The sequence below is a fragment of the Streptomyces sp. NPDC002884 genome, assembly GCF_040295245.1.
GTDB lineage: Bacteria > Actinomycetota > Actinomycetes > Streptomycetales > Streptomycetaceae > Streptomyces.
The window spans coordinates 199,393-215,718 of sequence record NZ_JBEOVB010000005.1 but is presented as its reverse complement, the minus strand read 5'-3'; the positions used below and the strand labels follow the sequence as shown (position 1 = coordinate 215,718).

The window sequence follows — 16,326 nt, the reverse complement described above, 5'->3', positions numbered from 1 at the left end:
CTACGATGAATCCTGAAGGTCGGGGTGGGCGAGGACCCGCCGTCGGCCCGCCCCCGAGGGCCCGGTCGGTGCGGCGGACAGCCACGAACCGCATTCTTCGGCCGCCAGGTTGTTTCCTACGTTTCCACAGGAAAACGAGGAGGTTACTGAGGGCCTCCGTTCATACGAATCTACAAGATGCCTGGGCCGACCAGCCAACTCCTTCATGGTTTCCGTGACTGACCCGGTCGGAGCAAGGCGCTGTGTACTGGCCCCACTCCGCGTGAACACCACATGAACGAGCCGGGCCCGCCGCACCCGATTCTGGCTCGATACGACTCACGAGACCCAAGAGACGAAGAAGAGAGCCGGTCATGGACTTCCTTCGCCCCGCCAGCTGGGAGGAGGCGCTCGCCGCCAAGGCCGAGCACCCCACCGCTGTGCCGATTGCGGGCGGCACCGACGTGATGGTCGAGATCAACTTCGATCACCGCAGGCCCGAGTACCTGCTCGACCTCAACCGCGTGGGTGACCTCTACGAATGGGAGGTCGGCGAGGAGAGCGTGCGGCTCGGCGCCTCCGTCCCCTACACCCGGATCATGGAGAACCTGCGCGCGGAGCTGCCGGGCCTGGCCCTCGCCTCGCACACCGTGGCCTCTCCGCAGATCCGCAACCGCGGCGGCGTCGGCGGCAACCTCGGCACCGCCTCCCCGGCCGGTGACGCCCACCCCGCCCTGCTGGCGGCCGGCGCCGAGGTCGAGGCGGAATCGGTACGCGGTACCCGCCGGATCCCGATCGACGACTTCTACACCGGCGTGAAGCGCAACGCGCTCGCTCCCGACGAGCTGATCCGCGCCGTCCACATCAAGAAGGCCGACGGCCCGCAGCAGTACTCCAAGGTGGGCACCCGCAACGCCATGGTCATCGCCGTCTGCGCCTTCGGTCTCGCGCTGCACCCGCGGTCCCGGACCGTCCGTACCGGCATCGGCTCGGCCGCGCCCACCCCCGTTCGGGCGAAGACCGCCGAGGACTTCCTCAACGCGGCGCTCGAAGAAGGCGGTTTCTGGGACAACGGAAAGATCATCGCCCCATCGGTCGCCAAGCAGTTCGCGGATCTGTGCGCCGCCGCCTGCAACCCCATCGACGACGTCCGGGGCACGGCGAGCTACCGACGGCACGCGGTGGGCGTCATGGCCCGCCGCACGCTGACCTGGACGTGGGAGTCGTACCGCGGCCCCCGCCGCACCGCAAAGGGAGCCGCGTGATGCGCGTCAACTTCACTGTCAACGGACGTCCGCAGGAAGCCGACGACGTGTGGGAGGGCGAGAGCCTGCTCTACGTACTGCGCGAGCGGCTCGGGCTGCCGGGTTCGAAGAACGCCTGCGAGCAGGGCGAGTGCGGCTCGTGCACGGTCCGGCTGGACGGCCTCCCGGTGTGCTCCTGCCTGGTCGCCGCCGGACAGGCCGAGGGCCGTGACATCGTCACCGTCGAGGGCCTCGCGGACTTCGCCCGGCAGCGCGCCGGACACAGCGGTTGTGGAACCGGTTCCTGCGGCACCTCCGGCAGCTCCGGCACGGCGGGAACGCCGGACGCGGCGGGCGCGGCGGGCGCCTCCACCCCCCTCGACGGGGCCGACGGCCGGCCGGCCGAGGCCACCGACTCCCAGACCGGGGAGGGGACCGAACTCGCCCCGATCCAGCAGGCGTTCATCGACGCAGGCGCCGTCCAGTGCGGTTTCTGCACGCCCGGTCTGCTGGTCGCCGCCGACGAGATGCTGGAACGCAACCCGAACCCGAGCGACGCGGACATCCGCGAGGCGCTCTCCGGCAACCTCTGCCGGTGCACCGGTTACGAGAAGATCATGGACGCGGTCCGCCTGGCGGCCGCCCGTCAGGGAGAGGCGGTCTGACCCATGCCCACCAACGGCACTCCCACCACCCTCACCCAGGGCTCCCGGACCAAGGGCGGCATCGGCGAGTCGACGCTCCGCCCCGACGGCACGCTCAAGGTCACCGGAGAGTTCGCCTACTCGTCCGACCTGTGGCACGAGGACATGCTCTGGGGCCAGATCCTGCGCTCCCCGGTCGCCCACGCCGAGATCGTCTCCATCGACACGTCCGAGGCGCTGGCCCTGCCCGGCGTCTACGCCGTGATGACGTACGACGACCTGCCGACCGACGTGAAGAACTACGGGCTGGAGATCCAGGACACCCCGGTCCTGGCCCACGGCAAGGTCCGGCACCACGGCGAGCCGGTCGCGATCGTCGCCGCGGACCACCCCGAGACCGCCCGCCGCGCCGCCGCGAAGATCAAGGTCGAGTACCGCGAGCTGCCCGTCGTCACCGACGAGGCATCGGCGACCGCGCCGGACGCGATCCTGATCCACGAGGGCCGCGACGACCACCACGTCGGCCATGTCGCGCACCCGAACATCGTCCATCGCCAGCCGATCGTCCGGGGCGACGCGGCCGCGGCCGCCGCGCGCGCCGACGTCGTCGTCCGGGGCGAGTACACCTTCGGCATGCAGGACCAGGCCTTCCTCGGCCCCGAGTCCGGCCTCGCCGTGCCCGAGGAGGACGGCGGCGTCCATCTCTACATCGCCACCCAGTGGCTCCACTCCGACCTGCGCCAGATCGCGCCCGTCCTCGGCCTGCCGGAGAGCAAGGTGCGGATGACGCTGGCCGGTGTCGGCGGCGCGTTCGGCGGTCGCGAGGACCTGTCGATGCAGATCCACGCCTGTCTGCTGGCCCTGCGCACCGGAAAACCCGTCAAAATCGTTTACAACCGTTTCGAGTCCTTCTTCGGCCATGTCCACCGCCACCCGGCGAAGCTCTTCTACGAGCACGGCGCGACCAGCGACGGCAAGCTCACCCACGTCAAGTGCCGGATCGTCCTCGACGGCGGCGCCTATGCCTCGGCCAGCCCGGCCGTCGTCGGAAACGCCTCCTCGCTCGGTGTCGGCCCCTACGTCGTCGACGACGTGGAGATCGAGGCCATCGCCCTCTACACCAACAACCCGCCCTGCGGCGCGATGCGCGGCTTCGGCGCGGTCCAGGCGTGCTTCGCCTACGAGGCGCAGATGGACAAGGTCGCGGCCGAACTCGGCATGGACCCGGTGGAGTTCCGCCGGCTCAACGCGATGGAGCAGGGGACCCTCCTGCCGACCGGGCAGCCGGTCGACTCCCCGGCGCCGGTCGCCGAGATCCTGCGCCGCGTCAAGGCGATGCCGTTGCCCCCGGAGCGCCAGTGGGAGAGCAGCGAGGGCGCGGACGTACGGCAGCTGCCCGGCGGTCTGTCCAACACCACGCACGGCGAAGGCGTCGTACGCGGAATCGGTTACGCGGTCGGCATCAAGAACGTCGGCTTCTCCGAGGGCTTCGACGACTACTCGACCGCCCGGGTCCGTATGGAGGTCATCGCCGGCGAGCCCGTCGCGACCGTCCACACGGCCATGGCGGAGGTCGGCCAGGGCGGTGTCACCGTCCACGCGCAGATCGCCCGCACCGAGCTGGGCGTCTCGCAGGTGACCATCAACCCCGCGGATACCCAGGTGGGCAGCGCCGGATCGACCTCGGCCTCCCGGCAGACGTACGTCACCGGCGGCGCCGTCAAGAACTCCTGCGAGCTCGTCCGGGAGAAGGTCCTGGAGATCGGCCGTCGCAGGTTCGGCTCCTACCACCCCGCCTGGGCCACCGCCGAGCTGCTCCTGGAGGGCGGCAAGGTCGTCACCGACGGCGGTGAGGTCCTCGCCGACCTGGTCGACGTGCTCGAGGGCGAGAGCGTCGAGGTCGAGGCGGAATGGCGGCACCGGCCCACCGAGCCCTTCGACCTGCGCACCGGGCAGGGCAACGGACACGTCCAGTACTCCTTCGCCGCGCACCGCGCCGTCGTCGAGGTCGACACCGAGCTCGGCCTGGTCAAGGTCATCGAGCTGGCCTGCGTCCAGGACGTCGGCAAAGCACTCAACCCGCTGTCCGTGATCGGTCAGATCCAGGGCGGCACGACCCAGGGTCTGGGCGTGGCGGTCATGGAGGAGATCATCGTCGACCCCAAGACGGCGAAGGTCAGGAATCCGTCGTTCACGGACTATCTGATCCCCACGATCCTCGACACGCCGACCATCCCGGTCGACGTGCTCGAACTCGCCGACGACCACGCCCCCTACGGGCTCCGTGGCGTCGGCGAGGCACCCACCCTGTCGTCCACTCCGGCGGTCCTCGCGGCCATCCGGAACGCGACCGGGCTGGAGCTCAACCGCACGCCGGTACGTCCGGAGCACCTCACCGGAACATGACCCCACGGGGTCCGATCAGGTGTCGTCCGGGGGTGCCGCACCCCCGGACCACCCCCCTTGTTCGTCTCGGGCCGTCCCCCGGGTCGTCCATCCCAAATCCCGCGACCTGCCGAAGGCACCCGCGGGTGTCCCTTTGAACCTTGGGAGATGGCCCATGACCCAGCAGTCACTGGAGCCGAGGACCACAGCCGAGGACGCGGGCGAAGGCACCCGCGTCCCGGCCGGACGGTCCTGGCTCGATCGGTACTTCCACATATCCGAGCGGGGATCCACGGTCGCCCGCGAAGTGCGCGGCGGCGTCACCACCTTCATGGCGATGGCGTACATCCTCCTGCTCAACCCCCTGATCCTGTCCGGCAAGGACGCGGCCGGGGACACCCTCGGCCAGAAGGCGCTGATCACCGCAACCGCTTTCGCAGCCGCTTTCACCACGCTGCTGATGGGCTTCCTCGGCAAGGTGCCGCTCGCGCTCGCCGCCGGACTCTCCGTCTCCGGCGTCCTGTCCTCCCAGGTCGCCCCGGAGATGACCTGGCCGCAGGCGATGGGCATGTGCGTGCTGTACGGCGTCGTCATCATGCTGCTGGTCGTCACCGGCCTGCGCGAGATGATCATGAACGCGATCCCGCTCGCGCTCAAGCACGGCATCACCATGGGCATCGGCCTGTTCATCGCGCTCATCGGTTTCTACAAGTCCGGCTTCGTGCACCAGGGCGAGGCGACCCCGGTCACCCTCGGCCCGGCGGGCGAACTCGCGGGCTGGCCCGTCCTGTTGTTCGCCGCCACGCTGCTGCTGATCTTCATGCTCCAGGCCCGGAACGTCCCCGGCGCCATCCTCATCGGCATCGTCGGCGGCACGGTCGTCGCCGCGGTCCTCAACGCCACCGGGGTCGTCGACCCGAAGCAGTGGGCGGCCGGCGCTCCCGAACTGCACGGCGGCGCGGTCTCGATGCCCGACTTCTCGCTCTTCGGGGACGTGGAGTTCGGCGGCTGGGGCGAGGTCGGCGCCATGACGGTCGGCATGATCGTCTTCACGCTCGTCCTCGCCGGCTTCTTCGACGCGATGGCCACCATCATCGGCGTCGGCACCGAGGCCGGGCTCGCCGACGACAAGGGCCGGATGCCGGGCCTGTCCAAGGCGCTCTTCATCGACGGCGCCGGCGGGGCGATCGGCGGGGTGGCGGGCGGCTCCGGCCAGACCGTGTTCATCGAGTCGGCGACCGGCGTGGGCGAAGGGGCCCGTACGGGACTCGCCTCGGCCGTCACCGGCGCCTTCTTCGCGGCCTGTCTGTTCTTCACCCCGCTCACCGCGATCGTCCCGCAGGAGGTCGCCTCCGCCGCCCTGGTCGTCATCGGCGCGATGATGCTGATGAACGCCCGCCACGTCGACTGGGCCGACCGGGCAACCGCTGTCCCGGTGTTCCTGACCGTCGTCCTGATGCCGTTCACGTACACCATCACCACCGGGGTCGCCGCGGGTGTCATCTCCTACGTCGCCATCAAGGCCGCGCAGGGCAGGGCCCGGGAGATCGGCGCCTTCATGTGGGTGCTGACGGCGATCTTCCTCGTCTACTTCGCCCTCAACCCGATCGAGAGCTGGCTGGGCGTGCACTAGGCACCCCGGCCCGCGGGCACCCGCCCGCCACGCGACCGCCCGCCACACCGCCGCCCTCCACACCACCGCAGTCAAGGAGACCGAGAGATGCTGGACATCGCCGAGGAGCTGAACCGGTGGGTCGAGCAGGGCCGTGACTTCGCCGTCGCCACCGTGGTGGCCGTCGGCGGCAGCGCGCCCCGCAGGCCGGGCGCCGCCCTGGCGGTGGACGCCGACGGCACGGCGATCGGCTCGGTCTCCGGCGGCTGTGTGGAGGGCGCGGTGTACGAGCTGTGCCGGCAGGCGCTCGAGGACGGGGAGTCCGTCCTCGAACGCTTCGGTTACAGCGACGACGACGCCTTCGCCGTCGGCCTCACCTGCGGCGGGGTCATCGACATCCTCGTCACTCCGGTGCGGGTGGGCGACCGGATCCGTCCGGTGATCGCGGCCGGTCTGGCGGCCGCCGCCTCCGGCGGGGCCACGGCGCTGGCCCGGATCGTGACCGGCCCGGCCGACCTCGTCGGCCGCGCACTGCTCGTCCGCCCCCACGGCGGAGGCGACAACGGTTCCTACGGGAACGCTTCTTACGACAGCGGTTCCTACAACAGCGCTTCTTACGACAGCGGTTTCTCCGGGAGTGCTTCTTACGACAGCGGTTTCTCCGGTGGCGGCTTCCACGAATACGGTTCCTACGAAGGCGGTTCCTACGAAGGCGGCTTCGGTGCCCATCCGGAGCTGGACCGCACGGTCGCGGCCGAGGCCGGCGCCTTCCTCGACGCCGGCCGCACCGGCACCCTGGAGATCGGCGAACAGGGCTCCCGCTGCGGGGCGCCGCTCACGGTCCTGGTCGAGTCGTCCGTCCCGCCGCCCCGGATGATCGTGTTCGGCGCGATCGACTTCGCGTCGGCGCTGGTGCGGGTCGGCAAGTTCCTGAACTACCGCGTGACGGTGTGCGACGCGCGTCCCGTGTTCGCGACCGAGGCCCGTTTCCCGGAGGCCGACGAGATCGTCGTCGAGTGGCCGCACCGGTATCTGGAGCGCACGCGGGTGGACGCGCGGACCGTGCTGTGCGTCCTCACCCACGACGCCAAGTTCGACATCCCCCTGCTCCGGCTGGCGTTGCGGCTCCCGGTCGCCTACGTGGGCGCGATGGGCTCCCGCCGCACCCACCTCGACCGCAACGCGCGACTGCGTGAAGTAGGGGTGACGGAGCTGGAGTTGGCCCGTCTGCGGTCCCCCATCGGCCTCGACCTGGGCGCCCGTACGCCCGAGGAGACGGCGCTGTCGATCGCCGCCGAGATCGTGGCCGACCGGCGCGGCGGCAGCGGGGTCTCACTCACCGGCGCGCACACGCCCATCCATCACGACGCGGCCTCGGTACCGACGGGCCGGATCGGCTCGGTGGCCTGACCGGTCGCACCGCGCGCGACCGGTCGCACCGAGCACGGCCGGTCGCGCGGAGCGCGGGGCCCCCGCCGCACGGAACCCAACCCGCCGCACCGCGCCCGGCCCGCCGGGCCGGCCAAGCGAGCGGCCGGTTGCCGTCATGCCCTCGGTGCGGCCGGGTCCGGCCGGCGCGGCGCTCGCCCGGTCACCGGCCGCGGAGCAGCCGGTTGACGGCGCGTCCGAAGACCGAGCGGGCGGTGGCCCCGAGAAGCGGGTCGAAGGCGGACGGGACGAAACGCACGCGCAACTCCTCCCGCCAGAGCACCCGGGCCCGTCCGCCGGGGCCCGGCCGCACCTCGATCTCGGCCCAGCCCAGGACGACCCGGCCGCGTTTCTCCAGTCGGCACCGGCCCGGCCCGTCGTCGGACGGCGGCTGCCACACGGTCACCTCCATCCGGTCGGCGAAGGCGAACGGGCCGAGACCCGATCGCGCGACGAAGACCGTGCCCTCGCGGGTCGGGGCGGGAGTGAGCACGGCGACGTGGGTGAGCGGTACCACGTCGCCGTGCCGGGACCACTCCGTCAGGCGACGCCAGGCGTCGTCCAGGGAAAGCGGTACCGTGCGTTCGAGCTGGAAGAAGACCACTCGTCGATCGTAGGGAGTCGGGGCCGTCCGGCGGAGTATTACCCTCCGGCTCACAGGTTCGGACTCACCTTCGCGGTGTGGTGCTCGGGTCAGCGGTAGACCTGCCCGGGCACCGCCGTTCCCGGCGCCAGCAGCTGAGGAACCGTCACGAAAACGTATCCGCGTTCTTTCAGCGCGTCGATGATCCCCGGTACGGCCGGCACGGTCCCGTCGTAGATGTCGTGCAGCAGGATGATGCCGTCCCGGTCGGCCTGGGCGAGGACCCGGCGCCGGATCAGCGCGGAGTCGGTCGTCGTGTAGTCCTTGGCGGTCACCGTCCACAGCACCTCGGCGAGGCCCAGCTCGCGGCAGATCTCGTGCACGGTCTCGTCGGTGCGGCCCTGCGGCGGGCGCATCAGGGTGGGGCGGCGGCCGGTGAGGCGCTCTATCTCGTCGTTGGGGCGCCGGAGTTCCTCGCGTATCTCCGCCGGCGTGATCCTGGTGAGGATCTTGTGGTCCCAGGTGTGGCTGGCCACCTCGTGGCCCTCGGCGGCCATGCGCCGGACGAGCTCGGGGTACTTCTCGATGTGCCGCTCGCCCAGCAGGAAGAAGGTCGCCGGGACCTGCCTGTCCTTCAGGATGTCGAGCAGACGGGCCGAGTTCTCGCTCGGGCCGGCGTCGAAGGTGAGGGCGATGCACTTCGCCTCACGGCAGTCGACGGGGCCGAAGCGGGCGGCCTGGGTGGTGGCGGCGGGGTGGGCGCGGGCGGCGCTCGGCCGGGTGATGTCGGCGCCGCCGCAGCCGGTCAGAGTGACCGCCAGGCAGATGGCCGCCGCCGAGATGGCGACGGCCCGCAACCCGGCCCCCGTTTTCTTCATCTTCCTGGTCAGAGAAGGCATGCCGAGACTATACATAGAGCGTATACACCCTATGTATAGTCTCGGTCGTCATGCGCTCATCGGGCCGTACGGGGCCTCATTGCGCGTAGAAGGTCGCGTCTCCCCTGTCCGTCGCCGTGCTCGGTGTCTGCACGTACAGCAGGTAGTTGTAGTGGCGGACGTAGCGGCCGGCGTTGTTGTACGACTCGTACGAGACCCCCGCGGAGTCGGCGAGACCGGCCCGCCGGTAGAAGGTCGCGTCGGACGCGAACGCCGACGTGCCGTCGTTCTTCTCCAGCCACACCTCGAAGTTCTTGTGCCGCAGGTAGTAGCCCGGGAAGTTGGCCGATTCCAGGGAGACCGTGCCGGTGCCCGCGAGACCGGTGACCACCCGGAACTGCGAGTCGGCGAGCGGACTGACACCGGCCTCGATGCGGGCGCGGTACTCCCAGTGCCGGATGAACCGGTCCGCGTAGTTGTACGAGGAGAAGCGCTGCGGCGTGACCCCGTCGGCCACCGGGATGCCGAAGTCGGGGGTGCCGTCCGCCTTCCAGTACACCTTCTGCACCCGGGTGCGGCGGTTGGGGTCGTTCAGCGGGTCACCGGTGATGTCCTTGTAGCTGCGGTCGTGGTACACGAGGATGTCGGACTTGCCGTCCTCGGAGACCGTGAACGAGTTGTGGCCCGGCCCGTACTGCGAGGTCGAGGCGTTCGAGGTGAAGACGGGCTGCGTCCCCTTGGTCCAGGCCGCCGGGTCGGTCAGGTCGGCCGTCGCGGAGGCGGTCAGCATGCCCAGGCAGTAGTTGGCGTCGGTCGCGCTCGCCGAGTAGGTCAGGAAGACCTTGCCGCCGTGCTGGATCAGCGCGGGCCCCTCGTTGACCTTGTAGCCGACCGTCTCCCAGGAGAGCGTCGGCTGCGAGATCTCCGCCGCGGTGCCCTGGATCGTCCAGGGGTTGGTCATCTTCGCGATGAAGAGACTGGTGTTGTTGTCCTCGGACGGGTTGCGCTGTGCCCAGGCGAGATAGCGGACGCCGTTCACGACGAACGTGGTGGAGTCCAGCGAGAAGCTCTCCCACGTGGTCTTGATCTGGCCCTTCTCGGTCCAGGCGGCGGTCAGCGGGTTGGCGCCGGTGCCTTCGAGGACGTACATCCGGATCGCCCAGACGTCACTGGTGGACCCGGCCGCGAAGTACACGTACCACTTGCCGTCGATGAAGTGGATCTCCGGCGCCCAGATGTGGGCGCCCATGACCCCGCTGCTGTGCTTGGTCCAGATGGTGACCTCCTGGGCCGTGGACAGGCCCTGGATGGTCGTCGCCCGGCGCAGCACGATGCGGTCGTACGCGGGGACCGTGGCGGTGAAGTAGTAGTAGCCGTCGGTGTGTTTGTAGATGTGCGGATCGGCGCGCTGCTCCGCGATCGGGTTGGTGTACGTCACCGCGGGGGAGTCGGGCACGGCGGCCCGGGCGGGGGCGCCCAGGCCGGCGAGGACGGCCGCGAGGGCGACGAGGCCGGCCAGGATCAGCCGAACGGCGTTGCGTCTCAAGGGAGTTCTCCAGACGGAGGGGAGAGGGAGAGGGAGAGGGAAGGAGAGGGAGGGGGGTGGGGGAGGAGACGCCGGGGCTCAGGTCGTGGGCACGAGGCGCCACTGCTGGCAGGTGTTGTTCAACCAGGTCCACTGACGTACGTCGGTGCCGTTCGCGGTCCCGCAGTCCGCGACGTCGGCGACCTTGCCGCTGTTCTCGCCCACGAGCCGGACGTAGTCGCCGGTCGCGGTGAAGACGAGCCGGAAACGCTGGCACTTGTTGTTCAGCCACGACCACTGGCGCAGGTCGGCGCCGTCGGCGGTGGAGCAGTCGGCGGTGTCCATCACCCCGCCGGTGGCCACGTTCACCAGCCGGCTGGTGTCGTCGCCCTGGTCCTCGACCCGCCACTTCTGGTTGGTCCCGCCGGTGCAGGTCCACTGGAGGATGTTCGTGCCGTTGGCCGTGGAACCGCCTTCGACGTCCAGGCACTTGCCGCTGTTGCGGTTGACGAGGGTGTACGCCGTCGGGGTCGCCGCCGTCTCGCCGGACGGGCCGGGCAGCGTCGTACCCGGCGCGACGGGGGTGCCGAGGTTGGGGGTGCCGTCGGCGTTCCAGGTGAACTTCTGGGCGCGGGTCGTCCGGCCGTTGCCGCAGCCGCCGCTCGCGGAGGAGTTGGCGTGGTAGACGATCCAGTTCTCGGTGCCGTCGGGTGAGGTGAAGAAACCGTTGTGGCCCGGGCCGTAGACGCCGTTGGTGTCGCTGCGCTGGAAGACGGGCGTCTGCTTCTTGGTCCACGACGCCGGGTTCAGCGGATCGCTGCCCGTCAACTCCAGCTGGCCGAGCTTGTAGTCGGCGGTCTGGCAGTAGCTGGCGGAGTAACTGAGGAAGGTGCGGCCGTTGTGGTACAGCGGTTCCGGTCCCTCGTTGACGGGCGCGCCCACCCGTTCCCAGTCCAGTGTGGGGCTGGAGATCACCGTGAACGTGTTGCTGGACAGCGTGTACGGGTTGCTCATCGGTGCGATGACCAGGCTCTGCGCGCTGCCGTTCACGAAACCGCTTCCGACGAGATACAGGTTTCCGTTCGCCTGGAGCACGCTCGCGTCGATCAGCCAGCCGCCCGGCGTGAGGTTGGAGCCGGTCAGGGAGCCCTTGTAGGTGTAGGGGCCCAGAGGGTCGGTGCCGGCGCTCTCCAGGACGTGGGTGCGCTGGGAGTCGCAGCAGGCGGTGCCGCCCTGGCCGGCCGAGTAGTACAGGTACCAGTGCCCGTTGAACTGGTGGATCTCCGGCGCCCAGATGTTGGTGTTGCGGGTCGAGGTGGTGTCCGACCACACCTGCACGGTGGGCGCGGTGGCCAGACCCGCCAGGGTCGGCGACTTGCGCATGCCGAGGACGCCCGTGAACGTCGTGGTGATCAGGTAGTAGTTGCCGTCGTGGAACTCCAGCCAAGGGTCCGCGCCCTTGGCCGACTTCAGCGGGTTGGTGTACGGGCGGCCGTCGGCCGCGGCCACCGGCTGGGTCGCCGCCACCAGGGCGACGAGGAGGGCCAACACGCAGACGAGCAGGGGTCTGCGGCGGTACTTCCGAGGCATACAGGACCGTCCCTTGTCCGTGAAACTGCCTGTCCGGGATATCGAACGTGGTTCGTAACTTCGGCCAGAAGATAGGGGGCGAGCATGTCCTCGTCAATGGTTTCGACAGTCCCACCGGCATCGGGAGCCCGGCGGGGCGACAACCGTCACCGCGCACCCGGTGCACGGCGGGGAACGCGCAGGGCGCCCCGCCCGGTCACTGGGGGACCGGGCGGGGCGCCCTGGACGTGTCGCTGTTCTGTTCTTTCCGGCCCGGACTCTCCTGGCGGAGAGCCCAGGCCGGATCGGATCAGATCCGGATCGGATCAGATCAGGTCGAACCGGTCGAGGTCCGAGACCTTGACCCACGCGGCGACGAAGTCGGTCACGAACTTCGCCTTGGCGTCGTCGCTCGCGTAGACCTCGGCGAGCGCGCGCAGCTCGGAGTTCGAGCCGAAGACGAGGTCGGCGCGGGTGCCGGTCCACTTGACCTCGCCGGAGGCGTCGCGGCCCTCGAAGACGGTCTGGTCCGAGGACGTCGACGACCACGTCGTCCCCAGGTCGAGCAGGTTGACGAAGAAGTCGTTCGTCAGCGTGCCCGGGGCGTCGGTCAGGACGCCGTGCGAGGACTGGCCGTGGTTGGCGCCCAGTACACGCAGGCCGCCGACCAGGACGGTCAGCTCGGGGGCGCTCAGGGTCAGCAGGTTCGCCTTGTCGAGCAGCAGGAACTCGGCCGGCAGGCGGTTGCCCTTGCCGAGGTAGTTGCGGAACCCGTCGGCGTTCGGCTCGAGCGCGGCGAAGGACTCGACGTCCGTCTGCTCCTGGGAGGCGTCCACGCGGCCCGGGGTGAAGGGGACCTCCACGGCGTGACCGGCGTCCTTGGCGGCCTTCTCCACGGCGGCGGCACCACCGAGGACGATCAGGTCGGCCAGGGAGACCTTCTTCGCGCCGGAGTTGAACTCCTGCTGGACGCCCTCCAGGACGCGCAGCACCTGGGCCAGCTCGTCCGGGTTGTTGACCTCCCAGCCGCGCTGCGGCTCGAGGCGGATGCGGGCGCCGTTGGCGCCGCCGCGCTTGTCGCTGCCGCGGTGCGTGGAGGCCGACGCCCACGCGGTGGACACCAGCTGCGAGACGCTCAGCCCCGAGTCGAGGAGCTTGGCCTTGAGCGCCGCGATGTCCTCGGCGCCGATGACCTCGCCCTCGGCCGCCGGCAGCGGGTCCTGCCACAGCAGGGTCTCCGCCGGGACCTCCGGGCCGAGGTACAGGGACTTCGGGCCCAGGTCGCGGTGGGTCAGCTTGTACCAGGCGCGGGCGAAGGCGTCCGCGAACTCGGCCGGGTTCTCGTGGAAGCGGCGCGAGATCTCACCGTAGATCGGGTCGAAGCGCAGCGACAGGTCGGTGGTGAGCATCGTCGGGAGCTTCTTCTTCGACGCGTCGTGCGCGTCGGGGATGATCGCCTCGGCGTCCTTGGCCACCCACTGCTTGGCGCCGGCCGGGGACTCGGAGAGCTCCCACTCGTAGCCGAAGAGGATGTCGAAGAAGTCGTTGCTCCACTGGGTGGGCTTGGTGGTCCAGGTGACCTCCAGACCACTGGTGATGGCGTCGCCGCCCTTGCCGGTGCCGTAGGTGGACTTCCAGCCCAGGCCCTGCTGCGCGAGGGCGGCGGCCTCGGGGTCGTCGCCGACGGCGTCCGCCGGACCGGCGCCGTGGGTCTTGCCGAAGGTGTGACCACCGGCGATCAGGGCGACGGTCTCCTCGTCGTTCATCGCCATGCGGCGGAACGTCTCACGGATGTCGCGGGCCGCGGCCAGCGGGTCCGGGTTGCCGTTGGGGCCCTCGGGGTTGACGTAGATGAGGCCCATCTGGACCGCGCCGAGCGGGTTCTCCAGCTCACGGTCGCCGGTGTAGCGCTGGTCGTCGAGCCAGGTGGTCTCCGGGCCCCAGTACACGTCCTCGTCGGCTTCCCAGACGTCCGCGCGGCCGCCGGCGAAGCCGAAGGTCTCGAAGCCCATCGTCTCCAGCGCGACGTTGCCGGTGAGGATCAGGAGGTCGGCCCAGGAGATGGACTGGCCGTACTTCTTCTTGACCGGCCACAGCAGACGGCGGGCCTTGTCGAGGTTGGCGTTGTCCGGCCAGCTGTTCAGCGGCGCGAAGCGCTGCTGCCCGCGGCCACCGCCACCGCGGCCGTCGCTGATGCGGTAGGTGCCGGCGCTGTGCCAGGCCATGCGGATCATCAGCGGGCCGTAGTTGCCGAAGTCGGCGGGCCACCAGTCCTGCGAGGTGGTCAGTACCTCGGCGATGTCCTGTTTGACGGCCGCCAGGTCGAGGGCCTCGAACGCCGCGGCGTAGTCGAACTCCGCACCGAGCGGGTTCGCCACGACGGGGTCCTTGGCGAGGATCTTCAGGTTGAGGCGCTCCGGCCACCACTGGCGGTTTCCGCCGCCCTGGGTCGGGTGCGCGGCGCGGTCGTGCGCGACCGGGCAGCCACCCGCCTCCGCCGCCTTCGAGTCGGTCACGATCGCATCATGGTTCTCGGTCATGGGGGAATCCTTCTGGACTGGTCGGATCACATGCTCACGTACCGCAGGCGTCGGGTCCTGCGGGCGCTCAGGTGCTGCGGGCGGTGGAACAGTCGGGGCACTGGCCCCAGTAGATGACCTCGGCCTCGTCTATGGCGAAGCCGCGGTCGTCGGAAGCGGTCAGACAGGGGGCGTGGCCGACGGCGCAGTCGACGTCGACGACCGCGCCGCAGGACCGGCAGACGAGGTGGTGGTGGTTGTCCCCCACGCGTCCCTCGAACCGGGCGGGGCTGCCCGGGGGCTCGATGCGGCGCACCAGTCCCGCGCCGGTCAGCGCGTGCAGGGCCTCGTACACGGCCTGGAGGGAGATGTGGCCCACGCGGCCGCGCACCCCGGTGGCGATCGCCTCGACACCGAGGTGGTCGCCGTCCCGGACGGTCTCGAGCAGCGCGACACGGGCGGCCGTCACCCGCAGGCCGACACCGCGCAGCTCTTCGGCGGTGGTCGGTGTACGGGGTGCTGTCATGAGGTCGAACCTACTTCATAAACACGAACCGTTCAAGAAAACGAACGGTGCAAGTCTGGGAAACGGCACACGTCGGAGAAACGAGCTGGGCCCGCCGAAGGAACGAGGCGATCGCCCGTCGGAGGAACGAGACGGTCGCTCGTCAGAGGAACGAGACGGTCGCCCGTCAGAGGAACGAGGCGAGGCCGTCGAGGAGCCTGTCGACGTCCTCGGTGTCGTTGTAGGGCGCGAGTCCCACCCGCAGCGCGGGATCGTCGAGCTTCAGCGCGGTGAAGGCCTCGTGGGCGTAGAACGAGCCCGCCGGGGCCACGACACCCCGGGCGGCGAGATGCGCCTGTGCCGCGCGCGCGTCCCGGCCCTCGAAACTCATCAGAACGGTCGGGGTGCGGTCCCTCGCCCTCGAGTGGACGGTGACGGCGCCGCCCAGCGCGCGCAGCCCCTCCTCCACCCTGGCGCGCACCACGTTCTCGTGGTCGTGCAGGGCCCCCAGCGACCGCGCCAGCCGCTCCCGGCGCGGCACCGCCGTCCCCGGCGCGTCCCCGGGCGCCCCCGACCGCGCCTGCCCGATCGTGTCGAGCGCGGCCAGGAAGTCCACGGCGGCCGTGGCGCCCGCCAGGATCTCGTAGGGCAGCGTCCCGAACTCGAAGCGCTCCGGCACGGTGTCCGGCGACGGCAGCAGCTTGTCCGGCACGAGCGCTTCGAGGACGTCGGCCGATCCGGCGAGCACCCCGCAATGCGGACCGAGGAACTTGTACGGCGAGCAGACGAAGAGGTCGGCCCCGAGCGCCGCGACGTCCACCAGGTGATGGGCGGCGTAGTGCACCCCGTCCACGAACACCAGGGCGCCGGCCTCGTGGGCCAGGTCGGCGATCCGGCGCACCGGCGGCCTGGTGCCCAGCACGTTCGAGGCCGCCGTCACCGCGACCAGCCGGGTCCGGGGCGACAGCGCGCGGTCGTAGGAGCCGAGGTCGAGCTCCGCGGTCGCGCCGTCGATCTCGATCCAGCGCACGGCGACCCCGGCGCGTTCCGCCGCCTGGATCCAGGGGCGGACGTTGGCGTCGTGATCGAGCCGGCTCAGGACGATCTCGTCGCCGGACCGCCAGCCCTTGGCCAGGGTCCGGGAGAAGTCGTACGTGAGCTGCGTGGCGCTGCGACCGTGCACGACGCCTGTCTCCGGCACGCCCAGCAGGTCGGCGTAGGCGGCCCGGAAACCGGCGACGGCCTGTTCGGCGTTGCGCTCGGACGCGCTGACCAGCCCCCGGTTGGACAGCGGACCGGTCATCGTCCTGGTGACGGCCTCGGCGACGGGAGTGGGCGTCTGCGTACCGCCCGGCCCGTCGAAGAAGGCGAGACCCTGTGCGAGGGACGGGAAATGCGCCCGGAGGGCGGCGACATCGATGGCCATGGCCCCGACTCTGGCACCCGGGCCCCCGG

General features: G+C 70.5%; 12 protein-coding genes. 5 read left to right on the top strand and 7 right to left on the bottom strand.

What is annotated here, in order from left to right; all coding sequences use genetic code 11:
- Window positions 1-353 precede the first annotated feature (353 nt).
- The 5 genes from ABT070_RS13335 to ABT070_RS13315 all read left to right on the top strand — a co-directional run bounded on the left by ABT070_RS13335 (window position 354) and on the right by ABT070_RS13315 (window position 7,274).
- On the top strand, window positions 354-1,244 hold the full coding sequence (locus ABT070_RS13335) for an FAD binding domain-containing protein (RefSeq protein ID WP_351758933.1): 891 nt from the start codon (window positions 354-356) through the stop codon (window positions 1,242-1,244).
- Window positions 1,244-1,888 (top strand): (2Fe-2S)-binding protein, encoded by a 645-nt coding sequence (locus tag ABT070_RS13330; protein ID WP_351758931.1) that lies wholly within the window; start codon window positions 1,244-1,246, stop codon window positions 1,886-1,888. The genes ABT070_RS13335 and ABT070_RS13330 overlap by 1 nt, the downstream gene beginning before the upstream one ends.
- Before the next feature lie 3 nt (window positions 1,889-1,891).
- On the top strand, window positions 1,892-4,273 hold the full coding sequence (locus tag ABT070_RS13325; RefSeq protein ID WP_351758928.1) for a xanthine dehydrogenase family protein molybdopterin-binding subunit: 2,382 nt from the start codon (window positions 1,892-1,894) through the stop codon (window positions 4,271-4,273).
- 154 nt (window positions 4,274-4,427) lie between these two features.
- Window positions 4,428-5,885, top strand: a complete 1,458-nt coding sequence (locus ABT070_RS13320) for an NCS2 family permease (protein ID WP_351758925.1) — start codon at window positions 4,428-4,430, stop codon at window positions 5,883-5,885.
- Window positions 5,886-5,972: 87 nt separating this feature from the next.
- Entirely contained in the window at window positions 5,973-7,274 is a 1,302-nt protein-coding gene (locus ABT070_RS13315) for an XdhC family protein (RefSeq protein ID WP_351758922.1), read from the top strand.
- A gap of 181 nt (window positions 7,275-7,455) precedes the next feature.
- On the opposite strand, the gene ABT070_RS13310 is transcribed toward ABT070_RS13315, so the two are convergent.
- The 7 genes from ABT070_RS13310 to ABT070_RS13280 all read right to left on the bottom strand — a co-directional run bounded on the left by ABT070_RS13310 (window position 7,456) and on the right by ABT070_RS13280 (window position 16,297).
- Window positions 7,456-7,896: an SRPBCC family protein gene (locus ABT070_RS13310; protein ID WP_351758919.1), complete on the bottom strand. Its 441-nt coding sequence runs from the start codon at window positions 7,894-7,896 to the stop codon at window positions 7,456-7,458.
- An 89-nt stretch (window positions 7,897-7,985) separates the two neighbouring features.
- Window positions 7,986-8,753 (bottom strand): polysaccharide deacetylase family protein, encoded by a 768-nt coding sequence (locus ABT070_RS13305; RefSeq protein WP_451100207.1) that lies wholly within the window; start codon window positions 8,751-8,753, stop codon window positions 7,986-7,988.
- A 97-nt stretch (window positions 8,754-8,850) separates the two neighbouring features.
- The gene (locus tag ABT070_RS13300) at window positions 8,851-10,299 is read right to left on the bottom strand and encodes a family 43 glycosylhydrolase (protein WP_351758913.1); all 1,449 of its coding nucleotides are present in this window, start codon (window positions 10,297-10,299) and stop codon (window positions 8,851-8,853) included.
- 78 nt (window positions 10,300-10,377) lie between these two features.
- Window positions 10,378-11,868, bottom strand: a complete 1,491-nt coding sequence (locus ABT070_RS13295; protein WP_351758910.1) for a family 43 glycosylhydrolase — start codon at window positions 11,866-11,868, stop codon at window positions 10,378-10,380.
- Between the two features lie 305 nt (window positions 11,869-12,173).
- On the bottom strand, window positions 12,174-14,387 hold the full coding sequence (gene katG, locus ABT070_RS13290; protein ID WP_351758908.1) for a catalase/peroxidase HPI: 2,214 nt from the start codon (window positions 14,385-14,387) through the stop codon (window positions 12,174-12,176).
- Window positions 14,388-14,454: 67 nt separating this feature from the next.
- Window positions 14,455-14,892: a Fur family transcriptional regulator gene (locus tag ABT070_RS13285; protein ID WP_351758905.1), complete on the bottom strand. Its 438-nt coding sequence runs from the start codon at window positions 14,890-14,892 to the stop codon at window positions 14,455-14,457.
- Between the two features lie 166 nt (window positions 14,893-15,058).
- Window positions 15,059-16,297 (bottom strand): cysteine desulfurase-like protein, encoded by a 1,239-nt coding sequence (locus tag ABT070_RS13280; RefSeq protein WP_351758902.1) that lies wholly within the window; start codon window positions 16,295-16,297, stop codon window positions 15,059-15,061.
- Window positions 16,298-16,326 lie beyond the last annotated feature (29 nt).